This window comes from Thermomicrobium roseum DSM 5159, assembly GCF_000021685.1.
Lineage (GTDB): Bacteria > Chloroflexota > Chloroflexia > Thermomicrobiales > Thermomicrobiaceae > Thermomicrobium > Thermomicrobium roseum.
Map to the genome: position 1 here is coordinate 1,268,574 of NC_011959.1, position 24,580 is coordinate 1,293,153.

General features: G+C 64.0%; 21 protein-coding genes and 2 tRNA genes. 11 read left to right on the forward strand and 12 right to left on the reverse strand.

The features are described from left to right. Positions 1-3 precede the first annotated feature (3 nt). The 6 genes from TRD_RS05980 to TRD_RS06010 all read left to right on the forward strand — a co-directional run bounded on the left by TRD_RS05980 (position 4) and on the right by TRD_RS06010 (position 7,414). Positions 4-1,362, forward strand: a complete 1,359-nt coding sequence (locus TRD_RS05980) for an FAD-dependent oxidoreductase (RefSeq protein WP_015922229.1) — start codon at positions 4-6, stop codon at positions 1,360-1,362. 360 nt (positions 1,363-1,722) lie between these two features. Then, a complete protein-coding gene (locus tag TRD_RS05990) occupies positions 1,723-2,733 on the forward strand; it encodes an ABC transporter permease (RefSeq protein ID WP_015922230.1) in 1,011 nt (336 codons plus the stop codon). A 1-nt stretch (position 2,734) separates the two neighbouring features. After that, complete coding sequence (nikC, locus tag TRD_RS05995) at positions 2,735-3,643, forward strand: nickel transporter permease (RefSeq protein ID WP_015922231.1); 909 nt, start codon at positions 2,735-2,737, stop codon at positions 3,641-3,643. Positions 3,644-3,663: 20 nt separating this feature from the next. After that, entirely contained in the window at positions 3,664-5,400 is a 1,737-nt protein-coding gene (locus TRD_RS06000) for an ABC transporter substrate-binding protein (RefSeq protein ID WP_015922232.1), read from the forward strand. Positions 5,401-5,478: 78 nt separating this feature from the next. Next, entirely contained in the window at positions 5,479-6,348 is an 870-nt protein-coding gene (locus TRD_RS06005; RefSeq protein ID WP_015922233.1) for a dimethylarginine dimethylaminohydrolase family protein, read from the forward strand. A gap of 22 nt (positions 6,349-6,370) precedes the next feature. Continuing rightward, entirely contained in the window at positions 6,371-7,414 is a 1,044-nt protein-coding gene (locus TRD_RS06010; protein WP_015922234.1) for a methyltransferase, read from the forward strand. On the opposite strand, the gene TRD_RS14140 is transcribed toward TRD_RS06010, so the two are convergent. Beyond that, positions 7,372-8,568 (reverse strand): HAD-IIA family hydrolase, encoded by a 1,197-nt coding sequence (locus TRD_RS14140; RefSeq protein ID WP_015922235.1) that lies wholly within the window; start codon positions 8,566-8,568, stop codon positions 7,372-7,374. The genes TRD_RS06010 and TRD_RS14140 overlap by 43 nt on opposite strands. Positions 8,569-8,833: 265 nt before the next feature. Between TRD_RS14140 and TRD_RS06020 the strand changes: the two genes are divergently transcribed. The 4 genes from TRD_RS06020 (at position 8,834) to TRD_RS06035 (ending at position 12,253) form a co-directional block, all read left to right on the forward strand. Next, positions 8,834-9,835 carry a glycosyltransferase family 2 protein gene (locus TRD_RS06020; protein WP_015922236.1) on the forward strand — a complete coding sequence of 334 codons (1,002 nt, stop codon included), beginning with the start codon at positions 8,834-8,836 and terminating at the stop codon, positions 9,833-9,835. Next, positions 9,828-10,757 (forward strand): class I SAM-dependent methyltransferase, encoded by a 930-nt coding sequence (locus tag TRD_RS13625; protein ID WP_015922237.1) that lies wholly within the window; start codon positions 9,828-9,830, stop codon positions 10,755-10,757. Before TRD_RS06020 ends, TRD_RS13625 begins: the two co-directional genes overlap by 8 nt. Before the next feature lie 136 nt (positions 10,758-10,893). Further along, positions 10,894-10,966, forward strand: a tRNA-Arg gene (locus tag TRD_RS06030). A 66-nt stretch (positions 10,967-11,032) separates the two neighbouring features. Continuing rightward, positions 11,033-12,253, forward strand: coding sequence for a CinA family nicotinamide mononucleotide deamidase-related protein (locus tag TRD_RS06035; protein WP_015922238.1), 1,221 nt, complete (start codon positions 11,033-11,035; stop codon positions 12,251-12,253). On the opposite strand, the gene TRD_RS14145 is transcribed toward TRD_RS06035, so the two are convergent. Genes TRD_RS14145 through TRD_RS06055 form a run of 4 tightly spaced genes read right to left on the reverse strand, consistent with a single transcriptional unit; the run spans position 12,141 to position 16,425 of the window. Next, positions 12,141-13,199: a glycosyltransferase gene (locus TRD_RS14145; protein ID WP_226980681.1), complete on the reverse strand. Its 1,059-nt coding sequence runs from the start codon at positions 13,197-13,199 to the stop codon at positions 12,141-12,143. The genes TRD_RS06035 and TRD_RS14145 overlap by 113 nt on opposite strands. Beyond that, entirely contained in the window at positions 13,147-13,644 is a 498-nt protein-coding gene (ybeY, locus tag TRD_RS06045; protein WP_015922239.1) for an rRNA maturation RNase YbeY, read from the reverse strand. The genes TRD_RS14145 and ybeY overlap by 53 nt, the downstream gene beginning before the upstream one ends. Next, a complete protein-coding gene (locus TRD_RS06050; protein ID WP_015922240.1) occupies positions 13,641-15,806 on the reverse strand; it encodes an HD family phosphohydrolase in 2,166 nt (721 codons plus the stop codon). The genes ybeY and TRD_RS06050 overlap by 4 nt, the downstream gene beginning before the upstream one ends. A 40-nt stretch (positions 15,807-15,846) precedes the next feature. After that, positions 15,847-16,425: a GatB/YqeY domain-containing protein gene (locus TRD_RS06055; protein ID WP_015922241.1), complete on the reverse strand. Its 579-nt coding sequence runs from the start codon at positions 16,423-16,425 to the stop codon at positions 15,847-15,849. Positions 16,426-16,542: 117 nt separating this feature from the next. On the opposite strand from TRD_RS06055, the gene TRD_RS06060 reads away from it, so the two are divergent. After that, positions 16,543-16,616, forward strand: a tRNA-Glu gene (locus TRD_RS06060). A 36-nt stretch (positions 16,617-16,652) separates the two neighbouring features. Here TRD_RS06060 and TRD_RS06065 read toward each other — a convergent pair. The 7 genes from TRD_RS06065 to groL all read right to left on the reverse strand — a co-directional run bounded on the left by TRD_RS06065 (position 16,653) and on the right by groL (position 24,541). Further along, entirely contained in the window at positions 16,653-17,210 is a 558-nt protein-coding gene (locus TRD_RS06065) for a hypothetical protein (RefSeq protein ID WP_015922243.1), read from the reverse strand. Between the two features lie 12 nt (positions 17,211-17,222). Next, a complete protein-coding gene (locus TRD_RS06070; protein ID WP_015922244.1) occupies positions 17,223-18,080 on the reverse strand; it encodes a class I SAM-dependent methyltransferase in 858 nt (285 codons plus the stop codon). After that, entirely contained in the window at positions 18,055-19,353 is a 1,299-nt protein-coding gene (locus TRD_RS06075; RefSeq protein WP_015922245.1) for an SH3 domain-containing protein, read from the reverse strand. Before TRD_RS06075 ends, TRD_RS06070 begins: the two co-directional genes overlap by 26 nt. Continuing rightward, a complete protein-coding gene (locus TRD_RS06080) occupies positions 19,350-20,666 on the reverse strand; it encodes a hypothetical protein (protein ID WP_015922246.1) in 1,317 nt (438 codons plus the stop codon). The genes TRD_RS06075 and TRD_RS06080 overlap by 4 nt, the downstream gene beginning before the upstream one ends. Next, positions 20,663-21,586: a lysylphosphatidylglycerol synthase transmembrane domain-containing protein gene (locus TRD_RS06085; protein WP_015922247.1), complete on the reverse strand. Its 924-nt coding sequence runs from the start codon at positions 21,584-21,586 to the stop codon at positions 20,663-20,665. Before TRD_RS06085 ends, TRD_RS06080 begins: the two co-directional genes overlap by 4 nt. Then, positions 21,583-22,755: a glycosyltransferase gene (locus TRD_RS06090; RefSeq protein ID WP_015922248.1), complete on the reverse strand. Its 1,173-nt coding sequence runs from the start codon at positions 22,753-22,755 to the stop codon at positions 21,583-21,585. Before TRD_RS06090 ends, TRD_RS06085 begins: the two co-directional genes overlap by 4 nt. 163 nt (positions 22,756-22,918) lie before the next feature. Beyond that, positions 22,919-24,541 (reverse strand): chaperonin GroEL, encoded by a 1,623-nt coding sequence (gene groL / locus TRD_RS06095; protein WP_041436002.1) that lies wholly within the window; start codon positions 24,539-24,541, stop codon positions 22,919-22,921. Positions 24,542-24,580 lie beyond the last annotated feature (39 nt).

Sequence of the window (24,580 nt, forward strand, 5' to 3'; positions counted from 1 at the left end):
AGCATGGCGATCCGGAAAGAGCGTCTGGTCATCGTCGGCGGGGATGCAGCTGGCATGAGCGCTGCATCACAGGTACGACGGCTGCGCTCCGACGTCGAGATCATCGCTTTCGAACGCGGTGCGTTCACCTCGTACGCGCTCTGCGGGTTGCCATATTACGTCGCAGGGTATGTCGCGGAGTGGAGTCAGCTCATCGCTCGCACACCGGAAGCACATCGCCGCAACGGCATCGATGTGCGGCTGCGCACCGAGGTCATCGGGCTCGATCTGGCTCGCCGCGAGGTGATCGCGCTGGACCACGAGCAGCGGCGCGAGTATCGCGAGCCGTTCGATCAGCTCGTGCTGGCCACTGGTGCGCGCCCGCGTGAACTCGCTGTCCCTGGTCGAGACGCCGCCGGTATTTTCACGTTGCACGGTATCGAGGAGGCGCAAGCGCTCGTCGACTGGCTCGCTCGAGAGCGACCGCAGCGAGCGGCCGTGGTCGGTGGTGGCTACATCGGCATCGAGATCGCCGAGGCATTCCGTGCCCGCGGCCTGGCGACCACACTCATCGAGGCTGGCGAGCAAGTTATGCCGATGCTGGATCCTGACATGGCCGAGTTGGTGGAGAGAGCACTGCGCGAAGAACAGGTGACCGTGTTGACGAAGGCACCAGTCGAAGCCTTTGCCACCCGCGGAGGACGGATCCGGGCGGTCATCACTCCAGCTGGCGAAATCGCTGCCGATGTCGTCGTGATCGGCATCGGAGTAGAACCGAACAGCGAGCTGGCTCGAGCTACTGGTCTCGTGGTCGGGGAACGCAATGCCGTGCACGTCGACGACCGCTGCCGCACCTCGGAACCAGGCATCTGGGCGGCCGGCGATTGCGCGGACGTGTCTCACCGCTTGCTCGGTCGGTCCGTGTACTTCCCGCTCGGTACCACTGCCAACAAGCAGGGTCGTATCTGCGGACTCAACCTGGGAGGCCGCGATGCCCGCTTCCCTGGTATCGTCGGCACCGCCATCACGCGCTTCGGCGACACCGAGATCGCCCGCACCGGGCTCAGTGAGCGCGAGGCACGAGTCGCAGGGTTGTCCGTGATCACTGGTCACGCCCGCTCCACGACCCGCTCCGGCTATTTCCCTGGCGCGAGCTGGATGACGGTCAAAATGCTGGCCGAAGAGAGCACCGGTCGACTGCTCGGTGCCCAAATCGTCGGCGGACCGGGAGCAGGCAAGCGGATCGACACTGTTGCAACTGCGTTGAGCGCCGGCCTCACGCTCGAGGAGTTCATCTATCTCGATCTCGCCTACGCACCGCCGTTCTCACCCGTCTGGGATCCGGTCGTCGTGGCAGCTCGCAAGCTCGCTCGCGAGGCATGAAGAGGACGGGCGCGAGCAGACTCGATCGAGTCGGCTCGCGCCCAGCAGGGCATCGCTCGATCCAGACAACGGTGCGCTGGTACATGGCGAAGCAGTCCTGACCCCGTTCGGCCCGTTCCTGGAGTGGTACGGGTCGATGACCCAATGCAGCCGGTTCCCAGTGTGCGACGAAGACTGGTCGTGCCTTGACAGCGCTCTTCCTTTCCCGGTAGAGTGGAGATGCTCGGTTGCCCTGCATCCTGCACTGAGGAGCGCGCAGGAGGATGAGATCGGCAGGCAGGGGAGAAGCGCGAGGGTGATTTTCGTACTCACAGTCGCCCTGCGGGATTGCCCCGGCAAGGAAACGAAGGCCATCGTCCGATGATCGTTCGGCTCATCATCCGAAGGCTCTTCTTCCTCATCTTCGTGCTGCTCGGGCTCTCGCTCATCACCTTCACCTTGTCGCACGTCGTGCCGAGCGATCCTGCCCGCATGATCGCTGGGCCGCGCGCGAGCCCAGCAGCGGTCGAGAAGATCCGCAAGGAGTACGGGCTCGACCAACCGCTTTGGCGCCAGTACGTGCGCTACGTGAGCGGTTTGGTCCGCTTCGACTTCGGCAAGTCGTTGACCTCCCGCCGTCCCGTCGCCGAGGACTTGAAGCGGTACCTGCCAGCCACGATCGAACTCGCACTCGCCTCGATGCTGTTCGCGGTGATCCTCGGCATCCCCCTCGGTATTCTCTCAGCGGTCCAGCGAAACTCCCTGCTCGATCTCTTCGGCCGGACCATCTCGATTCTCGGCCTGTCGATTCCGTCCTTTTGGCTGGCACTCGTCCTGCAGTTCATCCTGTTTGCCCAACTGGGGCTGCTCCCCGATGGCCAGCGACTCCCGATCGGAGTCAAAGAGCCGCCACCGGTCACGGGCTTGTTCACGATCGATGCGCTCCTGGCCGGGAACCTTCCGCTCTTCTTCCTGGCTCTCAAGCACTTGGTCATGCCGTCACTGGTGCTCGGGCTCGCTGCGCTCGCGATCGTCACACGAATGGTCCGCTCGGGGATGCTGGAGGTTCTCGGACAGGATTACATCCGAACCGCGCGGGCCAAGGGGTTGCGCCCGAGTACGGTCATCCTCCGCCATGCGCTCAAGAACGCCTTACTCCCGGCTGTCACGGTGATCGGCCTGCAGTTCGGGTTGCTCATGGGCGGGGCCGTTCTCGTCGAGATCATCTTTTCCTGGCCAGGCATCGGTCGCTACGCCTTTCAAGCCATCCAGAACTTCGATTACAACGCAGTCATCTCCGTGACCCTGGTCATCGGTGCCGCCTACGTTCTCGTCAATCTCTTGGTCGATATCGCGTACGTGCTGCTCGATCCACGCATCCGGGTGACGTGACATGGAGCGAACCACGACCGCGACGACCAGGCCAGTGACCGTGCTGCTCGAGCGCCCACCGCGCCAGCGCACCCTCTCGAGCACGGTCATCGAATTCCTTCGTCACAGCCCGCTCAACTTGCTGGGCGTGGTACTGATCGCCCTTTTCCTTTTCCTCGTGGTCTTCGGTAGTGTGCTCGCACCGCACGACCCCATCCAGCCGAACGTCGCCCTCAAGCTTCAGCCCCCATCGTCGACGTACTGGTTCGGTACCGACGAGCTCGGGCGCGACGTGTTCAGTCGGGTGCTGAGCGGAGCCAAATATTCCTTGGGTATCGCGTTCATCATTCTGTCGATCGCTGTCGTTGTCGGAACGCTGGTCGGTCTGATCGCTGGCTACGTCGGTGGGCTGGTCGACGAACTGCTCATGCGCCTGACCGACCTTTTCCTGGCTTTTCCGGCCCTCGTTCTCGCCATGGCGATCGCTGCGACGCTCGGTCGTAACCTGCAGAACACGGTGATCGCGCTCACCGTCGTGTACTGGCCATGGTATGCACGCCTCGTTCGGGGTCAGGTGCTGTGGCTCAAGGAGCGCGAGTTCATCGAGGCAGCGCGAGCGATCGGTGCCTCGCCCTGGCGCATCGTCGGCCGGCATATTCTGCCGAACACGCTTGCGGTGATCATCGTCCAACTCACGCTCGATGTGGGCTATGCGGTGTTGGCAACGTCCGGCCTCTCGTTTCTCGGACTCGGTGCCCAGCCTCCGACGCCGGAATGGGGTACGATGATCGCTGGTGCCCGAACCTTCTTCCGCGATGCGTGGTGGTACATTACGTTTCCTGGCCTGGCCCTGACGCTCACCGTTTTGGGCTTCAATCTACTCGGCGATGGCTTGCGTGACTTCCTCGATCCGCGGACTCGGCGACGGTAAGCATCGAGAGGAGGAGCACGATGGATCCCCGACGCCCCGAAGAATCGCTCGCCCTTCTGCTGGCAGCGCGCAGTGGCCGGCTCACGCGCCGGCAGATCCTGAGCCGCGGCCTGGCACTCGGTCTCTCCACTCCGACGATTCTCGCCTTGTTGGCTGCCTGCTCGCGGGGCGGGGAAACGCCGACCGCCCCTGCCCCAGCAGCTACCCCACAGCCCGGCCAAACCCCCACCGGCCGGCGAGAATCGACGAATCGCGAGTTCGTCGTCCTCTTCTTCGGAGGGGTACCGGACCTCGATCCGCAATCAGCGTACGATAACCAGGCTTCGGCACTCTTCCTCGCCTGTTACGAGATGCTGATCAAGCTGAAGGGGGAGTCCACCTTCGACTACGAGCCGATGCTGGCTCGTGAGTGGTCGCACAACGACAACTTTACCGAGTTCACTTTCAAGCTACCGCCGAACGCCGTCTTCCACGATGGCTCCCCGTGCGACGCAGACGCGGTGAAGCGCTCGTTCACGCGTTTCCTCAAGATGGGTCGAGGGCCCGTCAATGTGATCTCGCGTTTCGTCGAGGATCCCGACCAACAGATCCAGGTCGTCGACACCACGACGATCAAGTTCGTCATGACCAAACCACAACCACTCTTCCTGGCCGCGATGGCCTCCGAGTACGGGCCGCTGATCGTCTCGCCGAAAGCGTGGGACGAGCACAAGACTGCCGACGACGAGTTCGCGCACGACTGGTTCAGCCAGAACATCGTCGGCACCGGCCCGTACAAGCCAGTCGAACTCTTGCAGCAGGAACGATTCGTTTTCGAGCGCTTCGAGCAGTATCATGGCGAGCGGCCCTTCTTCGACCGGATCATCGCCCGGGTCGTCCCCGAGGATGCAACCCGACGCCAGCTCATGGAGACAGGCGAGGCCCACGCCTGTGCCTACATCAATCCCGAAGACCTCCTGGCCATGAAGCAGAACCCGAATCTCCAGATCGTCGAGTACGACACGACCGAGGTCGACTGGATCCGCATGAACTACGCCCGCTTGAATGCGAAGGCGCGTCAGGGGTTCTGTTACGCGTGGCCATACCAAGAAGTGATCGAAAAGGTCCTGCGCGGTTATGCCAAACCGATCAACGGGCCGATCGCCGACACCGTCATCGGTTACGATCCTTCCATACCGACCTATACGACTGACTTGCAAAAGGCCAAGCAACTGCTCAGCGAAGCGGGTATCAAGGAAGGCGACACCTTCACCTACATGTACTCGAGCGGCGATCAGACGGATGCCGCGATGGCCCAGCTCTTCCAGGCCAATCTCGCCCAGATCGGTATCCGGCTCGAGCTCCAGCAGGTCGAGCGGGCAGCACTACTGGAACTCGCCTACGGCGATACGCCGCCGGAACAGCGCCCGCACTTCATGTCCGGTGGATGGTGGCCGGACTACAACGATTCCTGGAACCAGATCTACCCGAACTACCACTCCGACTCGGTGGGTTCCAAGGGTTCCAACGCGATGTTCTACCAGAATCCGGAGGTCGATCGGCTCATGAACCAGCTGAAGGATGCGGCGACGGAAGACGAGATCCGGCGCCTCACCGGGCAAATCGTGCGCATTCTCACCTGGGACGATCCAGCCGCTATCTTTTATGCCCAGATCAAGAAGGCAACTGTGCTGCAGAAGGATATTCGCGGCTACGTCCCCAACCCGATCTATATCAACAGCTACAACTTCTGGGCCATGTGGCGAGAAGCGCTTTGAAACGAGCGATCGCTGCGAGCCTCGTGAGCGCCACGTCTGGTGCTCACGAGGCATTTTGCTGAAGGGAGTTTCTCGGAGATGACGACCGGATGGGGTGCACAGTCGATGGTCGCGCCGCTCCGGCGCGTCTTACTCGTTCGACCTGTTCCACCCCCGAATCCAGACTGTTGGCGAAACTTTGGGTACGTCCACCCGATCGACCAGGAGCGTGCGGCTGCCGAGCATGCCGCACTGGTCACCCTGCTCGAGCGGGAGGGGATCGAGACCATCGTCGTCGAACCGGAGGACCCAGCTCTCCAGGATGCCATCTTTCCGTTCGATCCCGTCCTGGTCACATCGGCGGGAGCGATCCTCCTGCGCATGGGCAAGGAACTGCGTCAACCGGAGGTCGCTGCCCTCGAGCGGGTGCTGCGAGATCTCGGCATCCCGATCGTCGGCCGAATCCAGCCACCAGGCACCGTGGAGGGTGGCGATTGCCTCTGGCTCGACGAGCACACCCTGATCGTCGGCCGCAGCTACCGCACGAACGATACAGGCATAGCCCAGCTCGCCGATCTGCTCCGCCCCAAGGCTGTCCAGGTCATCGCGGTGGATCTCGCGCACTGGCATGGTCCCAGCGAATGCCTGCACCTCCTCTCGCTGCTCAGTCCGGTCGATACTGACCTCGTGGTCGCGTATTTGCCGCTTCTCCCGGTGCGGCTGGCGGAAATGCTCGTCGACCGCAGAATCGAGATCATCACTGTTCCAGAGGACGAGTTCGCGACCCAGGCACCGAATGTGCTCGCACTCGCCCCCCGGCGTTGCGTCATCTTGAAGGAAAACCAGCGGACGATCGCTGCCCTCGAACGAGCAGGCTGTACGGTCTTCGTCTACGAGGGTCGAGAGATCTCGCACAATCGGTCCGGCGGTCCAACCTGTCTGACTCGCCCCTTGCTCCGCGCGTGGTAGCTGGGTGAAAAAGGAGTGGACGATGCCGCCCGTACCATCCCAGCAACGCATCCTCGAGTTCGCGCAAAGTTTTCGCATCGCTGCACTCGCCATCACCTTTGCCGAACTCGGGATCGCCGAACATCTCGTAGACGGACCGAAATCCACCAGCGATCTGGCGTTCGCTGTCGGAGCTGACGCTACGGCGCTGGCCCGCTTCCTTCGCGCCGCTGCCGCCCTCGACCTCGTTACCGAAACACCAGCAGGTTGGCAGCTCACTGACTCGAGCAGGGAGACGCTCGTTCCCACTTCACCCTCCTCGCTCGCTCATTTCCTCGCTGCTCAAGCAGCCTTCTATCGTCGCTGGGGCCTGCTCGCGGAAGCGGTGCGAACCGGTCGCGCACCGGATGCGAGTCGTCGCGAGGAAGATGCCAGCGACTGGGTGCGCCGCTTCACCCTCATGTTGTACGAGGTCGCCCGGCTGACGAGCGAGGACGTGGCGAAAGCATTATTGCCGCTCCTGGCCGATCGCTCTCGCCCGCGTGTTCTCGATCTCGGTGGTGGACATGGGGAATACGCGATGGCGCTCGCGCGACTCCATCCAGGCCTCGAGGCGACCGTCTTCGATCGTCCACCGGTCATCGCGGTGACACGCGAACTGGTGGATCGGCAGGGACTCGGCGATCGGATCCATCTCCAGGCTGGTGATTTCTTCGAGGACCCGTTCGGAGATGACTACGACCTCGTTCTTCTCTTCGGTGTCCTGAACGGTATGGGTGAGCCCGAGGCCGAGCGGCTGCTCCGACGCGTTCGGCAGGCACTGTTGTCAACCGGCTGGTTAGCGATCCGCGCAACGCCGCCCAAAGCGTCACCCAGCGCCATCCTTCGACACGCCCTTCACGATCTCCAAATGCTCCTGGCCACCGAGCACGGACGCAATCCAACGGCGCAGGATCTGGAGTCATGGCTGGAAAGGACTGGATTCCACGAGCGGCGATGGATCGCGATCACCGATCCCGACACCGCGCTGCTCGTCGCCCGCGCTCAATCGAGCGCACTCAACGCGCTTTCCAGCACCCGCGCCTGATCGGCGGGGAGCAACTGGCGGGCACGCGCGATCTCTCGCCACTCCGCGCCACCGGCGAGCATGCTCCCAGTGATGCGAACAACGACCACTGGTCCAGCCAGCTGGATGAGCGCCCCATCGACATCGCTGACGAGCACGGTTCCGTCGACCAGTTCTGGCCGGAAGGTCAGCGTGACCGGCTGCGACGGGAGGATCCGCGCAAGCAATCGCTCGGCAGCGTCGGCAAATGATTCGAGCGGCTCCAGTGCGACCCAGGGCAGCATCCAGCTGCTGGCTACCGGTACCAGCGCGACCATCTCGATCGTCTCGTCGAGGACGACCAGGATGACACCGGCCACGACACGTTCAGGCCACCTCACGTCGTCGACCGGCCGAGGCGGTATTTCTGGGGAAGTCGCCACGAGTTCGGCGAGCGAGGTGGCGATTCTCTCCGGGCGACGCAAGTCGCGCGCGGGGAAAGCCGGCGCCTCTCTTGCCAGGAGAACCGCGGGGAGTCCCACGCGATGCGCGCCGAGGACATCGCTGTCCACCCGGTCACCAATGACCAGCGCCGTCGCACCCATTGGCAGTGTCTCGAGCGCGAGCTGGAACATCAGCGGTTCCGGTTTGCCGACGACGAGCGGGCGCTGTCCGGTCGCGAGACGGATGGCACAGACGACTGCTCCGGTAGCTGGCACCGTTCCGAAAGGCATCGGGTAGGATGCATCGGCATTGGTCGCGACGAAACGAGCGCCGCGTTGGACCAAAAGACTCCCCTTGACGACTCTCCGGAAATCCAGCCGCTCGTCCGCTCCCACGACGACTGCATCAGGTATCCCGTCGTCTACCACGGTGATACCTACGCGGGCCAACTCCTCAGCTAGTCCCACGCTCCCGACCACGTAAGCGCTGCCGATACCGAGTTGGGGCAGCAGGCGGGCGGTCGCCCAGCCGCATGTCACGACTTCCTCGACCGCCACATCGATGCCGAGGCGACGCAGGCGCTCGGCGAGTTGCTCGCGCGTCGGTCGTGGATCGTTGGTCAGGAAACGAAGATGCTTGCCCGTCGCTCGCAGCGTGGCGAGCGCCTCGGCGACTCCCGGCAGCAGTCGATCGCCCACGTAGACGACGCCGTCCAAGTCGAGCAACCAGGCATCGAAATCCAGCGCGCGCATCCTTCCCCCTTTCCGCACCGAGTATGCCGACCGCCCGAGCATCCTGTTGTCGCTGGCGTGTCCGTCACCCGACCCGAACCGACTTGGACTCGCCCGCCCTCGAAAACCACGAACTGTCAGCCAGCTCGTCGCCTCGTTTCCCCAGCGAGACACCTCCGGAGAAGCCGGCTCCAACCGATCACGCCGCTTGGCGCCCATCCCAGCACGCTGGCAGTCGGTGCTCTGCTCCGATACCATGAGAGAAGAGCGGGAAGGGGTAGGGTGCATGACGGTTCCGGCCGCGACACGGCCATCCACCCAACCGGACCGGCACTGGCAGCCGAAACCATCCGAGCCGGTCGATCTCTCGATCGTGATCCCTGTCTACGACGAGGCTGAAAGTCTTCCAGAACTCTACCGCGCGCTGTGCGAAACCTTGGCCACTCTCCCATTGCGAGCCGAGCTCGTCTTCGTCGATGACGGGAGTTCGGACGGATCGACCCGTCTCCTCTACGAACTCTTCCTGAGCGATCCCCGCGTCCAGGTCATCGAGTTTCGACGGAACTTCGGTAAGTCCGCCGCGCTCGCAGCCGGATTTCGAGCCGCGCGGGGGCGCATCATCGTCACGCTGGATGCGGATCTCCAGGATGATCCGCGCGAGATTCCGCGCTTGCTCGATGCTCTCGAGCGAGCCGACCTCGTGACCGGTTGGAAAGCACCACGTCGCGATCCCTGGACAAAGCGCTTGCCATCGTGGGTCTTCAACGCCCTCGTGCGGGTTCTCACTGGTATCCGGCTGCACGATGTCAACTGTGGACTCAAGGCCTATCGTGCTGAAGTGGTGCGGGAAATTCCGCTCTATGGAGAGCTTCACCGTTTCATCCCGGTCCTGGCTCACGCTCGGGGCTTTCGTGTCGTCGAACTTCCCGTGACACACCACCCGCGCCGCTACGGGCGTTCCAAATTCGGGCCAGCACGCTTCTTTCGCGGACTCTTCGACCTGCTGACCGTGCTGTTTCTCACCCAGTACAGCCCTCGTCCTCTCCATTTGTTCGGTTGGTTCGGGCTCGCAGCGCTCGGCGTCGGGACCATCATCAATGGCTATCTCGCTCTCCAGTGGTTCCTCGGGCATCCGATCGGGCATCGACCGCTTCTCACGCTCGGCGTCCTGTTGATGACGCTCGGCGCGCAGTTCTTCTTGACCGGTCTCCTCGCCGAACTCATCGCGCATTCCGCCCCGCGTCAGGACTACAGCATCCGTCACCATTACCGGCACGATCATGAGTGACCGTTCGCACCACCTGGTCGCCGTTTCCTGTGGTCTCTGCGGCGCAGACGATCCTCAGCCACTCGGCTGGCTCGAGGACATCCGCTACGGTACTCTGCCCCACCCTGTTCAGCTGGTGGCCTGCCGAGTCTGCGGTTTTCGCTACCTGACTCCCCAACCGCAACCCGGCAGCGAAGCGCTGTTCTACCCCGCTGGCTACGACCCCTATCGTCGAACCGGCTGGACCGCGACTGCCCGGCGGCTTCTCCTGCGACGCGAAGTTCGCGTGCTCTGGCCCTATCTGGCTCCGCCGCGCCATGTGTTGGAAATCGGGTGCGCGACTGGCGAACTCCTTTTCATCATCCGGGCAGCGGGTAACCCATTCGTGAGCGGGATCGAACCGGATCCCGATGCAGCGCGGATTGCCCTCCGGCATGGTCTGGACGTACGGATAGGCACCCTCGAGACGCTCGCTCTCCCATCGACCGCCTACGATACCGTCTTACTGCAGCACGTCCTGGAGCACCTCCCCGAACCCGGTCGGGCACTGGCCCGCGTGGCTGAACTCCTCCGCCCAGGGGGTACCCTCGTGCTCTGGTTACCCAACGGCGACTCCTGGGCAGCGCGATGCTTCGGCTCCGCGTGGATGGGATACGACCCGCCACGCCACCGCAGCGTCTTCACGCCAGCGACGCTGCTTCGGGCGTGTGCCCAGGTCGGGCTGGAGATCATCGATGAGCACCACGAATGGCACGGTCTGGAGTGGGCGTGGGGACTTCGGTTGCTCGCCCGCGCGAAGGGCTGGCGACGAATCGAGCATACCCTTGCCCGGCTCCATTTCGCAGCGATCCTGGCGACCACACCGATCGCTCTCGCGGCAGCACTCGCACGACGATCCGGTCGTATTCGGATCCTCGCTCGCAAGCGTGTGCCAGGATCGTGACGATCCTGTCCGAAGAGTCTCCCGCCGGCACTCGAACCTGTCGAGAGACAGTACGGAGGCTCAGCCGGGTCTCTCCTCTCGCGAGCAGGACTAGCCGAGTGAGTCGCTGATCTGCTACACTTCTCGCTGGGCGTGGGCCCTCGTAGCTCAAGGGATAGAGCGCTTGGCTTCGAACCAAGAGGTTGGGGGTTCGAATCCCTCCGAGGGTACTGGGGAGCGAGCAGGGAAATCCCTGCTCGCTCGTTGTTCGTGTGGCAGGCGAACTGGGGGGCGCGATGGACGCGGTCGTTCTCTCCATCGGCACCGAGTTGATCGACGGACACCTCACTGACACCAACGCCACCTTCCTCGCCCGCGAACTCGCTGCCCTCGGTATTCCCCTCCGCTGGGTCGCGCAGGTCGGTGATGACCTCGACTGGATCGTGCGGATGCTCCGCCGTGCCTGGGAAGATGCCTCGCTCATCGTCACGACTGGAGGGATCGGGCCCACGGAGGACGATCTGACGCGCGAGGCGATCGCGCAGCTTCTGGCTGAGCCACTCACGATCGATCCCGCATTGCTCGAAGAAATCCGTGCCTTTTTCGCTGCCCGTGGCCTCACCATGCCAGAACGGAACGCCAAGCAAGCCTCGCGTATTCCCTCGTGCGAGCCCCTCCCCAATCCGATCGGCACCGCTCCAGGGTGGTTCGTCCGCCGCGATGGGCACATCATCGTGACCATGCCGGGAGTCCCCCGCGAAATGATGCGCATGTGGCATGAGCAGGCGGTTCCACGCCTGCTCCCCTCCATCGGTGGTGGTGCGATCCGCTTCCGCACGCTCAAGACGATCGGTCTGGGAGAATCGCTGGTCGAGGAACGGATCCACGATCTCATCGCGACCAGTCGCGCGCGTATCGCAACCTACGCCAAGGACGACGGCGTTCATGTGCGGATCACTGCGCACGCACCCGACGCCGGTGCGGCTGAGCGCCTTCTCGACGAGGTCGAGCGCGCGCTCCGCGCTCGGCTCGGTTCAGCAGTGTACGGAACCGATGACACGACACTCGGCGGGGCGATCCTCGAGCTGCTCGGACGCTCTGGCTGGACGCTCGCCATCACCGAATGGGCAAGCGGCAGTCGATTGACGAGTCTGCTGGCCGAGGAACCAGCTGCTGGACAGTTCCTGCGCACCGCAACGATCCTCACCAGCCAGCCTCCCCTCGACTCCTCCCTCGAGGAGGTCGCCCGCGATCTCGCTCAGCGGACCGCAGTCGCGGCAGGCAGTGACTGTGGCTTAGCGATCATCGTTCGCATCGATCCGGGACCGACAGCCGATCGCAGTGTGGGGCAGGCAGCCCTGGCTGTGAGCACGCCGGCAACCGTCGTGACGCGCACGCACCAGATCACGTCGCATCCGCAAGAGATTCGCCGGCGGGTCGGGTTGTGGGCAGCAGAGTTCCTGCGTCTGGCATTGCTGGAGGCATCGATTCAGGAATCGACTGCCACGTCCGCCTGATCCCATATCGTCGGCAGCGCCAGGCGAGCCCGACCGGATACCCTGCTTGCTTGGCCAGATCGCCGATGAGCCGCACCAGGGGTATCAGCAGGGCAGCTCGAACGAGCCAATGCCGCGGATAGTGCTGCCGTCGTCGCCACAGTCGCCGGTATGGGCGCCGCAGATACCAGGCAGCACCTCCGAAAGCGAGCGCGACGAGCCACCAGCGTCGTCGCCAGGCGACGAGCGGTAAGAAACCGAGATAGGTCGCATAGCGAATCAGGTGACGAGCCGCAAAGAGACCGGCTTTCCCATCGCCACGGGCATAGCGGAAATACTGCAGGGCGAACGCTGCCAGCGAGGGCCGCGGACGATAGCGGACGAGCGCTCGCGGCTCGAAACGGAAACGCGCCCCTGCTCGCTGCAGGCGCAAGTCGAAGATCACGTCCTCGCAATAGTCGAGCCACGCCGGATAGCGGATTCCGGCGACGAACAGGCTGCGGCGGAAGGCGACCGACCGGCTGGAGGGAAGAAAGCGTCGCGGATCGATTTCCTCGGCATCGGGTAGCGTCGTGACACCGATCGCCAGCTCGACTGCCGTGCGTGGGTCAGCGACGAAAAAACCAGCGACCACGTCTGGTGCGTCAGGTTCCTCGAACGGTGCGACCAGTCGCTCCAGCCAGTCCGGTTGGAGAACGACACCCCCATCGGTGACGGCGACGATATCGCCAGTAGCGGCAGCGAGCCCAGCATTACGCCCTTCCGCGATAGTCGCCCCCGGAAGGCTGATGACGCGAAGCGGCAGCCGATCATGCCACCGATCCAGCACCTCCACCGTCCCGTCGTCTGACCCGCCATCGACGACGATGACTTCGTCGGGTCGACGTGTCTGACCGATGAGCGAGTCGAGAAGCTCAGGCAGTGTTGTCGCCTCGTTTTTGACCGTCATGACGACGCTGACGCGCAACGGGCTCCCAGCGTCCCGGCTCGACGCACTCGAAGGCATGGAGCAGCTCCTCCTGACGCTCCAACATACGCGATCTCTCTGGCTCCGACAGGTCGTCGTAACCGATCAAGTGCAAGAAGCCATGAACGGTCAGGAAGGCGATCTCTCGTCCCACGCCGTGACCGACCTCGGCCCCCTGCACGGCTGCTGTTTCCGCTGAGACAGCGATGTCACCGAGGTACGGTGGCTCTCCCGGGAAACTCATGACATCGGTCGGCCCCGGAATTCCCTGGAACCGCTCGTGGAGTTCGGCGATCTCGTCATCGCGGCAAATCCAGACGCCAACTTCTCCCGTGACTCCCTCGCGCTCGGCGACGAAACGGAGGAAGCGGGCCAGCCGCCGTACCGAGACCGGCCGGTCGAGCCCCTCGCTGACGCGAATTCCGACACGGAGTGGCCAGCTCATGCCTCGGCCGCCGCCCGCTCGTCCACGCCAGTCACGACCAGCTCGCGGCGAACTTCCGGATATTCCACACGTGGGTGGTAAACCCCCTCGAGCATGGTGAGGAAGACGCGCCGGATCTCCGTGATCTGGCGGAAGGTGAGATCGGCGTCATCCAGCTGGCCGTCCTCCAAGCGCTCGCGAATCACGCGGTCGACGATCTCCGCGAGACGCTTCGACACCGAGTGTGGATCACCCGGCTCATACAACTTCCCGGACTGAGCGGCTGCTCGCACCGCCGCCTCGACGCTGTCTGCCAGCATGACGACTGCAGCTTCCTTGGACTGCGGTCGCGGCCCAGGATAGCGGAACGCTTGCTCGTCGACAGCCAGGCCGGCTTCCTTCGCCTTGGCGTAGAAGTACTTGATCAGGGTCGTCCCATGGTGCTGCTGGATGATATCGACGATCGGCTTGGGCAAGCGTGCCCGTTTGGCCAGTTTGACCCCCTCTGTCACGTGCTCCTCGATCAGGCGAGCACTCGTCAGCGGATCAAGTGAATCGTGAATGTTGATGCGATTGGCTTGATTCTCCACATACAACTCCGGGTGCAGCACTTTACCGATATCGTGGTAGAGTACACCCACCCGAGTCAGGAGTGGGTCGGCACCGACGACCTCGGCTGCTGCTTCTGCCAAGTTACCCACGACGAGACTATGGTGGTACGTACCCGGCGCCTCCCTTGCCAACCGGGACAGAAGCGGTTGCGTCGGATGCGCCAGTTCCATGAGTTGGAGATGCGTCGTGATGCCGAGTAACCGACCGAGCAAGCTGAAGGACAAAAAGCAGAGACTCGCCGAGAGCACCCCATTGATCCCGCTCTGCAAGAGCACGTTTCCCGCGAGGTTCCAGTCGACCACTTGACGTCCGAGCGCGGTCAGTGCAGCCAGCGCCGTCGCAGCGGTCGCTGCTGCCACGGCGATGCCCGCCCAGAGGAAGGTCACCGTCCGCTCGGCTCGCCAGACGACGACCGCGCCGGCCAGGCTCCCGAAGCCGGCGACCAGCGTGGTGAGCAAGGAGAACCCATCGAGAATCCCGAGCGCCAATGCGAGAAACCAGCTCGCTAAGAGCGCAGTGCGCAAGTCGAGGAGGACCGCGAAGAGCATCACCGTTCCGGCGACCGGGAACGAATAACGGAACTCGGGGATGGTGACCAGCAGACGCCCAGCCGCGAGCGTCAGCAGCACGAGGCCGACGATCAAAAAGAGCTGGCGCGGCTGCCTCGTATGCTGGACTGAGCGATAGAGCGCGAGGGCAAAGCCTCCTGCCCACAGCGCCAGAACGCCCAGCAATCCCAAGAACTCAGGCCAGGACTGGCGCGGCGAAAGCAGCCCGAAGTACTCCAACTTCTCCAGCGCCTCCGGCGTGACCGGATCACCGTCGCGAACGATCACCTGTCCGGCTTGCACCGTGACCATGACCGGAGAAACAGCGGCAGCAGCCGCCTCGCGTGCCGCGCGCGTCGCTTGCTCATCCACACGGACGTTCGGACGAATGAACGATCGGACGAGAACGACGACGAGCCGACGTTCGACCGGGTTTAACTCGATCGATACCCGGTCCGGAAGCTGTTCCTTGATTTGCGCCACGTTGTCCGAGCGAACCTCACCGGAGAGCACGCTGGCCAGGAGCCGCCGGGCTTCCCCCTCGATCCGGCCCCAGCTCGCATCCGAGAGGCTCACCAGCAGTTGGGCATCTTCCGCACCCAACCCTTCGAGAGCGGACTGGGCTTGCTGGGTGGCCGCAGCCAGATCGGTTCCCCGTTGGGCTCGAATCGCGTCCAGCTGAGTGAGCAGCCGGTTGAGCGCTTCGAGTTGGGCTGCCTCCACCGCCGGATCGCGGACGAGAACGATATTGCGCGAATCGTCGTAGGCTTCTTGCCGTGCTTGCTGGGTCAGCAAGCGCGACTCGAACGTTGCTGTGTACGGAGCTTTGATCGTCCGGTCGGCGATCTGCCCCGGCTGGAGTGTGATCCCGCTCGCTTCCCAGGCACCGTAGACCAGCACAGCGAGGGGGGCCCACAGGACGAAAAAGACCCCGAGCCAGACGAGGACATGGCGCGCTCGATGACGCAGCGCGATGAACACCAGGAGAGAGTCGGACCAGAAGCGATCGATACGCGACAGCACCGGCGCTCGTCACCTCGATTCGCTGCGTTGTCTCTCGAGGTCAACTCCCCGCGACCTCAGCGAGCGCCTTCTGCGCTGCTTCGGCGATGGCACGTCCCTCAGCTCGCGGCCCCACCCGTTCACGCAGAACGGGCATCACGCGGCCCATATCACGCGGACCAGTCGCACCGACTTCCCGGACAACAGCTCGTGCGAGCTCCATGAGTTCGTCCGGCGACAGCTGCTGCGGTAGGTAGGTCTCCAGGACGCGAATCTGCGCTTCCTCGCGCTCGACCAGGTCCTGGCGCCCGCCCTGCGCGAACTGCTCGATCGCCTCGCGTCGCATCTTGATCTGACGACGGATGACCTCGATGATCTCTTCGTCCGTGAGCGGCCGACCCTTGTCGATCTCCCGGTTCTTGATCTCAGCTCGCAAAAAACGGATCACTTCACGACGCGTCACATCGCCCGTTTTGACCGCTTCTTGAAGATCAGCGAGCAGACGCTCCGCCAAGGTGCTCACTCGTTCGTTCCCTCTCGTCGTCGGATTCTGCGCTCGCGCCGACCAGCGACTGCGCGACGGCATGGCGAAGGTTTCCGGGGCAGTATAGTCGAGCTGGACACACTGCGTCAAATGCACCGGATCGGCACGACTCGAGCCGATGCCGGCGTCCTACTCGGCACACTGGTCGAGAACGGCGCTGCGGGACGACTGGACAAGGGATCGGCGGCACTGGTATACTCTGCCTAGTGCCGCGGCGCATTCGTCTAGCGGCCAAGGACACCGCCCTCTCAAGGCGGAGATCACGGGTTCGAATCCCGTATGCGCCACGGAGCAGTGCCCCGTTCGAACGAACGGGGCACTCGTCATTCGAGGACCGTTATGCCGTCACCGAGCAGCAACGGTTGCGCCACCCGATTCCCGGCATCGTCGGTGAACTCCAGCATCGTGCGGGGTCGCCCCCACACGACAACGCTCGCCCCTTCGGTCAGTCGTGCACGCTCGATCGTGAACCGGTACAGAGGGAACATGACGACGAGCGCGCGCCAGTCGTCCGGCCCGCTCCCAAAGGAGACGCGCACCTGCACAAACAACAGGTCTCCCTGCTCGACGACTGTCCAAAGGGTGCCGCGGTAACGGAGCGGCATGTCCGCATACGCGAAGAGATCGCGATAGAGTTCGCGCACATCCACATCGTCTCGGTACGCCGAGTCCGGTGTAACGGTCGTCAGCAAATCGGGTAAGCCGTCTTCGAGCGCTCTCGGCAGGTCTTCCGCTCGCTGCTGTCTGGTCTGGTCCGGCGTCACCGTGGCTGCGGGACGCGGTGCCGGCAGCGGTGGCCCGAGTGGACTCGTTGCCACACAGGACGCACCGACGAGCATGACCAGCAGCAAAAGAAGTGAACCACCACGCATCAGCGCCACCGCCTGCGTTCCTCAGGATGGTTCCTTCAGTGTACGTCGACTATCACCATCGCCGCTACTGTCCGGTTCCGCCTGCAGCTCAGCGAGCGCTTCCAGATGGGGCCGCAGCCACACAGGCAGAAGCGCGACTGGCAGCCGGGCTGCGATGCCCCGCAAGAGCGGCGTCGGCACCTTGCGCAGCTGCGCGGGTGTCAGAGCTGGCTGTGCCAGAATCCGTACCGTAAAGCCATGTCGGGCGAATCGTGTCTGCAGCTCACCAGGCGACAGCATCGAAGGATGCCAGAACGGATAATCGTCCAACCCAGCGAGTCGGTAGTACAACTCGGCGAGGGGGCGGTTCGGCGTTTTCACCAAGTACCAGCCTCCGGGCCGAAGGACACGCGCGACTTCGGCCAGATGTGCATCCAGATCATCGACATGCTCGATCAGGTCGGTCGCGATCACGACGTCGAAACTCTGCGAGCGGAAGGGTAAGCGTTCGGCATCCGCCAAAACGAACGCGGCCGGTGTTTCTCGCCGGCATGCCTCCCGCAGCGCAGTCCGGGCCAAATCGAGCCCGACGAGCCGTTCGAAGCCGCGCTCAGCCAGTGTCCGCAAAAGTGCACCACCACCGCACCCGAGTTCCAGGATACGCGCGGAGCGAGGTACCGAATCGAGTACCGCCAAGAGCGCTTGCGGCATGTTGTACGAGCCGAAGGTGTTCGCCCAACTCGGGTACAGTTGGTCGACCGCCTCGTAAAATCGGCGCCGGAGCTCGCGACTCGGTCGTTCTCGCCGATAACGCTCGCTACACCGGCGGCAGAGAAACCGCCTTCCGGTGAAGCGCGTGCCGCACAAGACGCAGTTACGAGACGACCGCTCGACGACCACGCTTCCTCCAGCTCCAAGCCAGGAGACCGAGCGCACCACTCGTCACGAACATGTACCCGATGCCGAGTACAGGATCGCTGAAGATCGCGCGAGTTGACCGGACGAATACCGTCCGGACGAGCCAGCCGACCGGAACCGTTTCGCTGTAACGGGCATTGAAGACCAGCCCGCCCCAAATGCCCGGATCGTCGCGGCTCGCCAGCGGCAAATTGCCCGGTGGGCGCACCATCGACCAGTGCACGATGAGCGGTCGCTCCTTCGCTTCGACAATGAGCCGCAGATAGACGTCGCGCGTGGGCTGGACCGGGGCGAAACGCACCTCCAGTGTTCCCTCCACCCCCGACCAACGACCCGCATCGAGCGCGGCTTCGGCTAATACCTGGCTCGCATAGGTCGGGCGAAAGACGAGCGTCTCCGTCGCTGGATCACTCCACAACGTCACCGCGTGACCCGGCGCCGATCCGACTGCCTCGATCGTGAATCGATACGATGTTCGATACGAATCAGCGATGGGTGCGAAGCGGAAGGTCACGTGGCTTTCGTCGGAAAGTCCCTGTACCCGGAGCCGCGCTTCGCGGAGTGGAGCTTCCTCTCCCTCGCGATAGAGTCGCAAGAGCAACTCACCCCAGTTTTCGCGCGTGGGAGCGGGAAGGTCAGCGAACGACGCACGGTCGATGTAACCGACACGCCCATCCGCGAGCCGCACGCGCACCCAGCTCTCACGACTGCCGATGACCTCGACGGCACCACCTCCGGGGAGCGTCGTGATTTCCCGACCAGCGATCGGCGCTTCCCGCACGATCGCCGAAACATCCTCGCGCAACCGCCCGATTCCGGTGCCGATGTCGGCACCATATGTGCCGACTCGAACAGTGATCCCATCCAGATTGGGGTAGCGCGAGAGGAACGTCTGCGAAATCACGCGCCCCGGTAGGAGCTCCCCGAGCCACCCTTGCGACGCCGGCCAAGCATAGAAATCGCTATCCGGATAACGAGGATCGACCTCCGGTGCATAGACGATGCGGATCGTCCCACCCCCACCGAGCGAGGGACGCTCACCGGGAGCGAAGTTGTCAGGCAAATTGAGGCGAAGACGAACAGCGGTGAGACCGTCGCGCGCGGAATAGAACGGCTGCTCGACCTGCGTGCGTACCGTGAGTGTGCTCGTGCTTTCCGGTACCGTCGCGACCAGCGTCTGCGGAACGCGGCAACCGAGTGACCACAGAGCGAACCAGGCCATGACGAGCAGCCAGCGCAAGCCACGCGGTCTCATGCCTCCATCCTCACGAACTCGCGGTCATCCTCGGTCGTCCCCTGCAAGCTCCGGCGTGCAGCGACGAGCGCACGCCAGCCGATCCAAAGCGTCACCCCGGCGAAAGCCCCCCGGACGAACGGCTGCCAGACCGATCCCGGCAAGAGCGCAGCCAACAACAGTTGCGGATCGGGTAACGTCTCGATCACGTCGCGACCGAGCGGCAGCAAGAGTCCAGTCGTCGCCGCAGCGCCCCACCGTGGGAGCCACGCCAGAAACAGCGCAGCCTGCGCGACCGCGAGCACCGGCCCGGTGCGGTCACGGACCAAGAATGGCACGGCCAAGGGTAGGGACCAAATGACATATTGCGGATGAAACGGGGTCAAGGCGACGATCCCACAAAGCGTCGCTGCTGCCCCCGCGCGGTACGCATCGACTCCGCGTGGCCCACGACTCGCCCACCAGCATACGAAAATGGTGTAGACGAGGGGAAGGACAGGCACCGCGACATCGTCACCGGCGGGTAAAGCGAGTGCGATCAGATAACGAACATGCGGGTACTCGCCCAGCAAGGTCAGCGTGGGGCTCTGCCCCGTGCGCTGCAGGAGCACGAGATCGACCACCATCCAGAGCCCGCCGACACCTGCTGCCCCGAGGAAGACAGTCCGCCAGGAACGCCGCAAGGCTACGAGATAGAGCGGCACCACGAATACCGGGAAAAATCGGGCAGCTGCGGCCAGGCTCGTAACTGCCAACCCCGTCCAACGCGCTCCTCGCCGGGCGAACTCGATCCCGATCAGCACGGCCACGACCCAGATACTGTCGTGTCGCCCGAACACGGCACTCGTGTAGATGACGATCGGGTTGAGCCACCAAAGCGCCAGTGCCCAGCGCCGCCGCGCCGGCACGACGTGTTGTCCGATCAGCCAGCCCGCGATCGCATCGGCGAGCAGGTACGGAAGCTTCATCAGGACCAGCGCACGTCCGAGCAGCGGGTAGGCGAGGAAGCGAGCGATATCCTCCGGTTGTGCTCCGATACCGGCGACAGCTGCGGTCGGTGACCAAATGCTGGCGCTCCCTGGCAGCAGGGGGAGAATCAGCGCCAGCCAGGCATCGTGCAGGAGCTGCGCGACCAGCTGCGAACTCCAGCTCCACCACGCACCAGTGGAAATGGCGAGATGAGCACGCGAGTAAACCTGGTACAGGTCGGAATGGAAGGAGAGAGGCGCGAGGGCGAAGCGGACGACGAGCCCCAGGACCCAGATCGTCACCAGTCCTGGATCGAGCTGCCCATGATACCGCCGAAGATGGTTCCAGATACCTGATCGCATCACGGACGCGCTTCTCCTGCGACAGCGGAAACGACGCCTACCCCCGCAAGCCCGAGGAGCGTAACTGCACGGTGCCAGACCAGGATCGCTCCGGCCACCGCCGGATCGATCCCGAGCCAGGCGGCGATCGCTACCCCGCTCGCCTCGCGAATACCGATTCCACCAGGAATCGGAACCAGTGCGCCGGCGAGCGCAGGCACGGCCAGCAGCACGATCAGGCCTGCCCAACCGATCTGCAGTCCGGAAAGTGCGGCGAGGAGACCGAGCACAAAAAGTTCTGCCGCCCAGCGTCCCGCTGTTGCGCTCCACACGAGTGGATCACCGAGCATGGTGGCGACGAACAGCCAACTCACCGAAAGCATTCGTCGCATTCCCGTCAGACGACCTCTGCGAACGACCGAGCCGAGTACCCCGAGAAGGAGAACGACGGCGACCACGACTGCCGCGAAGACGGCGAACGTTCCCGATCGCAGCGGGATGGGCAGCTTGCCGATGAGGACCAACCCGCTACCAGCCAGTACCGCCAGCACGGTGAGATCGATCAGCTGCTCGAGTACGACCGAAGGCACCGTCTGGGTCACGCCCATCCGCAGCCAGCGTCGCGCCAGAACGATCTTCGCCGGAGCCCACCCGAACGCAGGAACGAGATAGTTCGCCGTCGTTGCTGCGACAGTCACTCGCAAGGCGTCGACCAGCGAGATCGGCTGGTCGGCGAGTTCGAGAATCCGGCGCCAGCGCCAGGCATAGCAGACTGGCGGTACGGCGCCGATCGCCACGGCGAGCGGAAGAACGCCCAAGGGAAGTTCGCCCAAGGCCTGCAGGAAGGTCGTCAACCCCAAGCGCCAGACGACGGCAGTGAGCAGGCCGATACCTACAAGGAGAGAGAGGGCGCGTCGCACCCCGGCCGACGGACGCTCGGTCATGGCCGGGCACCTCCCGTCTCGGGTCGCGAGGGGTCGAGCAAAGGACGCAAACGACTCGCCCGAGCTCGATCGGAGGCGACCGCCTCGAACCGTGCTCGAGCGGCCTGGGCCAGCACCGTGCGCCGGGCAGGCGAGCGGAGGGTACGGAGCGCGGCAGCCAGCGCATCGGCATCAGCCGGGGGCACGAGGAGCGCGATTTCTTCGCCGTCGGCCAACCAGCGGAGAGCAGGGCTGTCGCGCGTCACGATCGCAGACGCCATCGCCATCGCTTGATACACCTTGTTAGGAACCACCCGAGCCGCCTTCGCTGTCGCACCGAAAATCCCGAGCACCACATCCGCCCACGCGATCCAGTTGGGAAGCTCGTGCTCCGGTACCCATGGGACGAAGGTGATGGTCCGCAGCCCAGCCTCCGCTGCACGCGCGCGAACCGCCGCTTCGCACTGGCCGGTTCCGATCATCACCACCGCGAGTCGCTCGCCAGCTCGCTCCAAGCGGTGAACCGCCTCGACGATCGTCTCGGCACCGTGCAGGGGACTGTAGGTACCGTAGAACAAAACGCGCAAGCAGTCCAAGTCATCGCCTCGTCCACCGGCCTGCATCCGCCGTGCGGGATCGAAGAGACGTTCATCCGCACCGACGGGAAGAACTGCGAAACGGGAAAGCGGTACTCCAGCGAGTGCTGCCCAACTCGCTGCCTGTTGAGGCGTGTCGGCCAGGATCACATCCGCTGCGCGGAGCGCCAGGCGATCAAGCCAACGGATGAGTCGCGCACGGACTGTACCCGGCGCAACGAGTCGCCGATCTTCGATGAAGGTTTCCGTGAGCGTGACCAGGGGATCGAACAAGACTCGGCGACCGAGACGGCGTGCCAGCGGTGCCCAGCCGACGATATCCCAATGACCGGGATAGCCGAACAGGAGATCCTGCGCCCAGACGATCGCCGAGCAGGCGCGTGGAGCGAGGCGCATCTCGCCGAGCGCGAATCGCCAGGCCATCGCCAGCAAGGCAGCTGCGTCACGGGACGGCGCCAGGCGGTCACCGATCGTTTCCAGAACAGGGAAATGGACATCACGGAACACCGCACCAGCAACGCTGAGCGCTGCAGCTGTCGTGCGATTGCGGTGGTATGCGGCATCGAAGAGTCCGAGACGGACGATCCGGCGCACGCTCAGCCTCTCAGCCCATCACGCTGCGCGGCCACCGGCGCGCTCCGCAGCTCGGGAGCGTTCGCCATCGGCAGCAGTGTACTCGTCCCTCGGGAACGAGGGAGAAAAGAAATCCGGGCGCACTGCTCGTGCGCCCGGATCGGCATCCGATCGACGCGTCGGATCAGTACTCCATGCTCGGAGCCGGGGTCTTCTCCTTCTCCGGCTTCTCGGTGATCAACGCCTCGGTCGTGAGGATCATGGCCGCCACAGAGGCCGCGTTCTCCACTGCCGAGCGCGTCACCTTGACCGGGTCGATGACGCCCCACTCCAGAAGGTCACCGTACTCCTCGCGGATGACGTCGTATCCGATGTTCGGGTTGTTCTGCTCCTTCTGGAGCCGCCGCACCGTCTCGATGACCACCGAGCCATCCAGGCCAGCGTTCTCGACGATGCCGCGGAGCGGCTCTTCGAGCGCCCGCTTGACGATCATCACACCGGTCTTGATGTCGCCCTCGGCCTGGACCTCATCGAGTGCGGCGATCGCATTGAGCAACGCCACACCACCACCCGGGACGATACCCTCTTCGACCGCAGCGCGGGTCGCGCTCAGCGCGTCCTCGACGCGGTGCTTCTTCTCCTTCAGCTCGACTTCGGTCGCCGCACCGACCTTGATGACCGCGACGCCGCCGGCGAGCTTCGCCAGTCGCTCCTGGAGCTTCTCGCGATCGAAGTCGCTGGTCGTCTGCTCGATCTGGGCCTTGATCTGCTCGATGCGCGCCTTGATGTCCTCCTCGCGGCCGTACCCTTCGACGATCGTCGTCTTGTCCTTGGTCGCGACGACGCGGCGGGCACGACCCAGATCCTCCAGGCGCGCAGTCTCCAGCTTGCGCCCGAGCTCCTCCGAGATGACCGTACCGCCAGTCAGAATGGCGATGTCGCGCAGCATCTCCTTGCGGCGGTCACCGAAGCCCGGCGCCTTGACGGCCAGCGCATTCAGCGTGCCGCGCAGCTTGTTGACGACCAGCGTCGCCAGCGCTTCGCCTTCGACGTCCTCAGCGATAATCACGAAGTTCTTGCTGACCTGCAAAACCTTCTCGAGGATGGGCAGGATGTCGGAGACGGCCGAAACCTTCTTGTCGGTAATCAGGATGAAGGGTTCCTCGACCACCGCCTCCATGCGCTCCGGGTTCGTGACGAAGTAGGGGGAGATGTACCCGCGGTCGATCTCCATCCCCTCGGTGTACTCGACCTCGAAGGCCAGCCCCTTCGATTCCTCGACGGTGATGACACCGTCCTTGCCGACCTTCTCCATGACCTCGGCGATCAGGTTCCCGATCTCGGGATCAGCCGCCGAGATAGTAGCGACATGGGCGATATCCTCGCGCCCGCGGACCTCCTTGGCCATCGACTTGAGGCGCTCCACGACCGCCTTGGTGGCCAGCTCGATACCGCGCTTGAGCAGCATCGGGTTGGCTCCAGCAGCGACGTTCCGCAGCCCCTCGTGGACGATCGCCTGTGCCAGAACGGTCGCCGTCGTCGTACCGTCACCGGCGACATCGTTCGTCTTGGTCGCCGCCTCTTTCAGAAGCTGGGCCCCCATATTGGCGAAGGGATCCTCCAGCTCGATTTCCTTGGCGACCGTCACACCGTCATGGCTGACGGTCGGAGCACCGTACTTCTTGTCCAGCGCGACGTTGCGTCCCTTCGGTCCCAGCGTGGTCTTGACTGCATTGGCCAGAATATCGACGCCTTCTTTCAAGGACTGTCGAGCCTGCTCGTGGAAACGGATCATTTTGGCCGGCATCGCTACCCTCCCGTCACTCGTCAACTATTCCGTCGTACC

What these genes read in the sequence shown, in the direction of transcription:
- TRD_RS06005 (WP_015922233.1), top strand. Translation starts at nt 5,479, where the DNA reads ATGACGACCGGATGGGGTGCACAGTCGATGGTCGCGCCGCTCCGGCGC.
- TRD_RS06020 (WP_015922236.1), top strand. Translation starts at nt 8,834, where the DNA reads ATGACGGTTCCGGCCGCGACACGGCCATCCACCCAACCGGACCGGCAC.
- ybeY (WP_015922239.1), bottom strand. Translation starts at nt 13,644, where the DNA reads ATGAGCTGGCCACTCCGTGTCGGAATTCGCGTCAGCGAGGGGCTCGAC.
- TRD_RS05980 (WP_015922229.1), top strand. Translation starts at nt 4, where the DNA reads ATGGCGATCCGGAAAGAGCGTCTGGTCATCGTCGGCGGGGATGCAGCT.
- TRD_RS06010 (WP_015922234.1), top strand. Translation starts at nt 6,371, where the DNA reads ATGCCGCCCGTACCATCCCAGCAACGCATCCTCGAGTTCGCGCAAAGT.
- TRD_RS14140 (WP_015922235.1), bottom strand. Translation starts at nt 8,568, where the DNA reads ATGCGCGCGCTGGATTTCGATGCCTGGTTGCTCGACTTGGACGGCGTC.
- TRD_RS13625 (WP_015922237.1), top strand. Translation starts at nt 9,828, where the DNA reads ATGAGTGACCGTTCGCACCACCTGGTCGCCGTTTCCTGTGGTCTCTGC.
- nikC (WP_015922231.1), top strand. Translation starts at nt 2,735, where the DNA reads ATGGAGCGAACCACGACCGCGACGACCAGGCCAGTGACCGTGCTGCTC.
- TRD_RS06000 (WP_015922232.1), top strand. Translation starts at nt 3,664, where the DNA reads ATGGATCCCCGACGCCCCGAAGAATCGCTCGCCCTTCTGCTGGCAGCG.
- groL (WP_041436002.1), bottom strand. Translation starts at nt 24,541, where the DNA reads ATGCCGGCCAAAATGATCCGTTTCCACGAGCAGGCTCGACAGTCCTTG.
- TRD_RS06075 (WP_015922245.1), bottom strand. Translation starts at nt 19,353, where the DNA reads ATGAGACCGCGTGGCTTGCGCTGGCTGCTCGTCATGGCCTGGTTCGCT.
- TRD_RS06085 (WP_015922247.1), bottom strand. Translation starts at nt 21,586, where the DNA reads ATGACCGAGCGTCCGTCGGCCGGGGTGCGACGCGCCCTCTCTCTCCTT.
- TRD_RS05990 (WP_015922230.1), top strand. Translation starts at nt 1,723, where the DNA reads ATGATCGTTCGGCTCATCATCCGAAGGCTCTTCTTCCTCATCTTCGTG.
- TRD_RS06035 (WP_015922238.1), top strand. Translation starts at nt 11,033, where the DNA reads ATGGACGCGGTCGTTCTCTCCATCGGCACCGAGTTGATCGACGGACAC.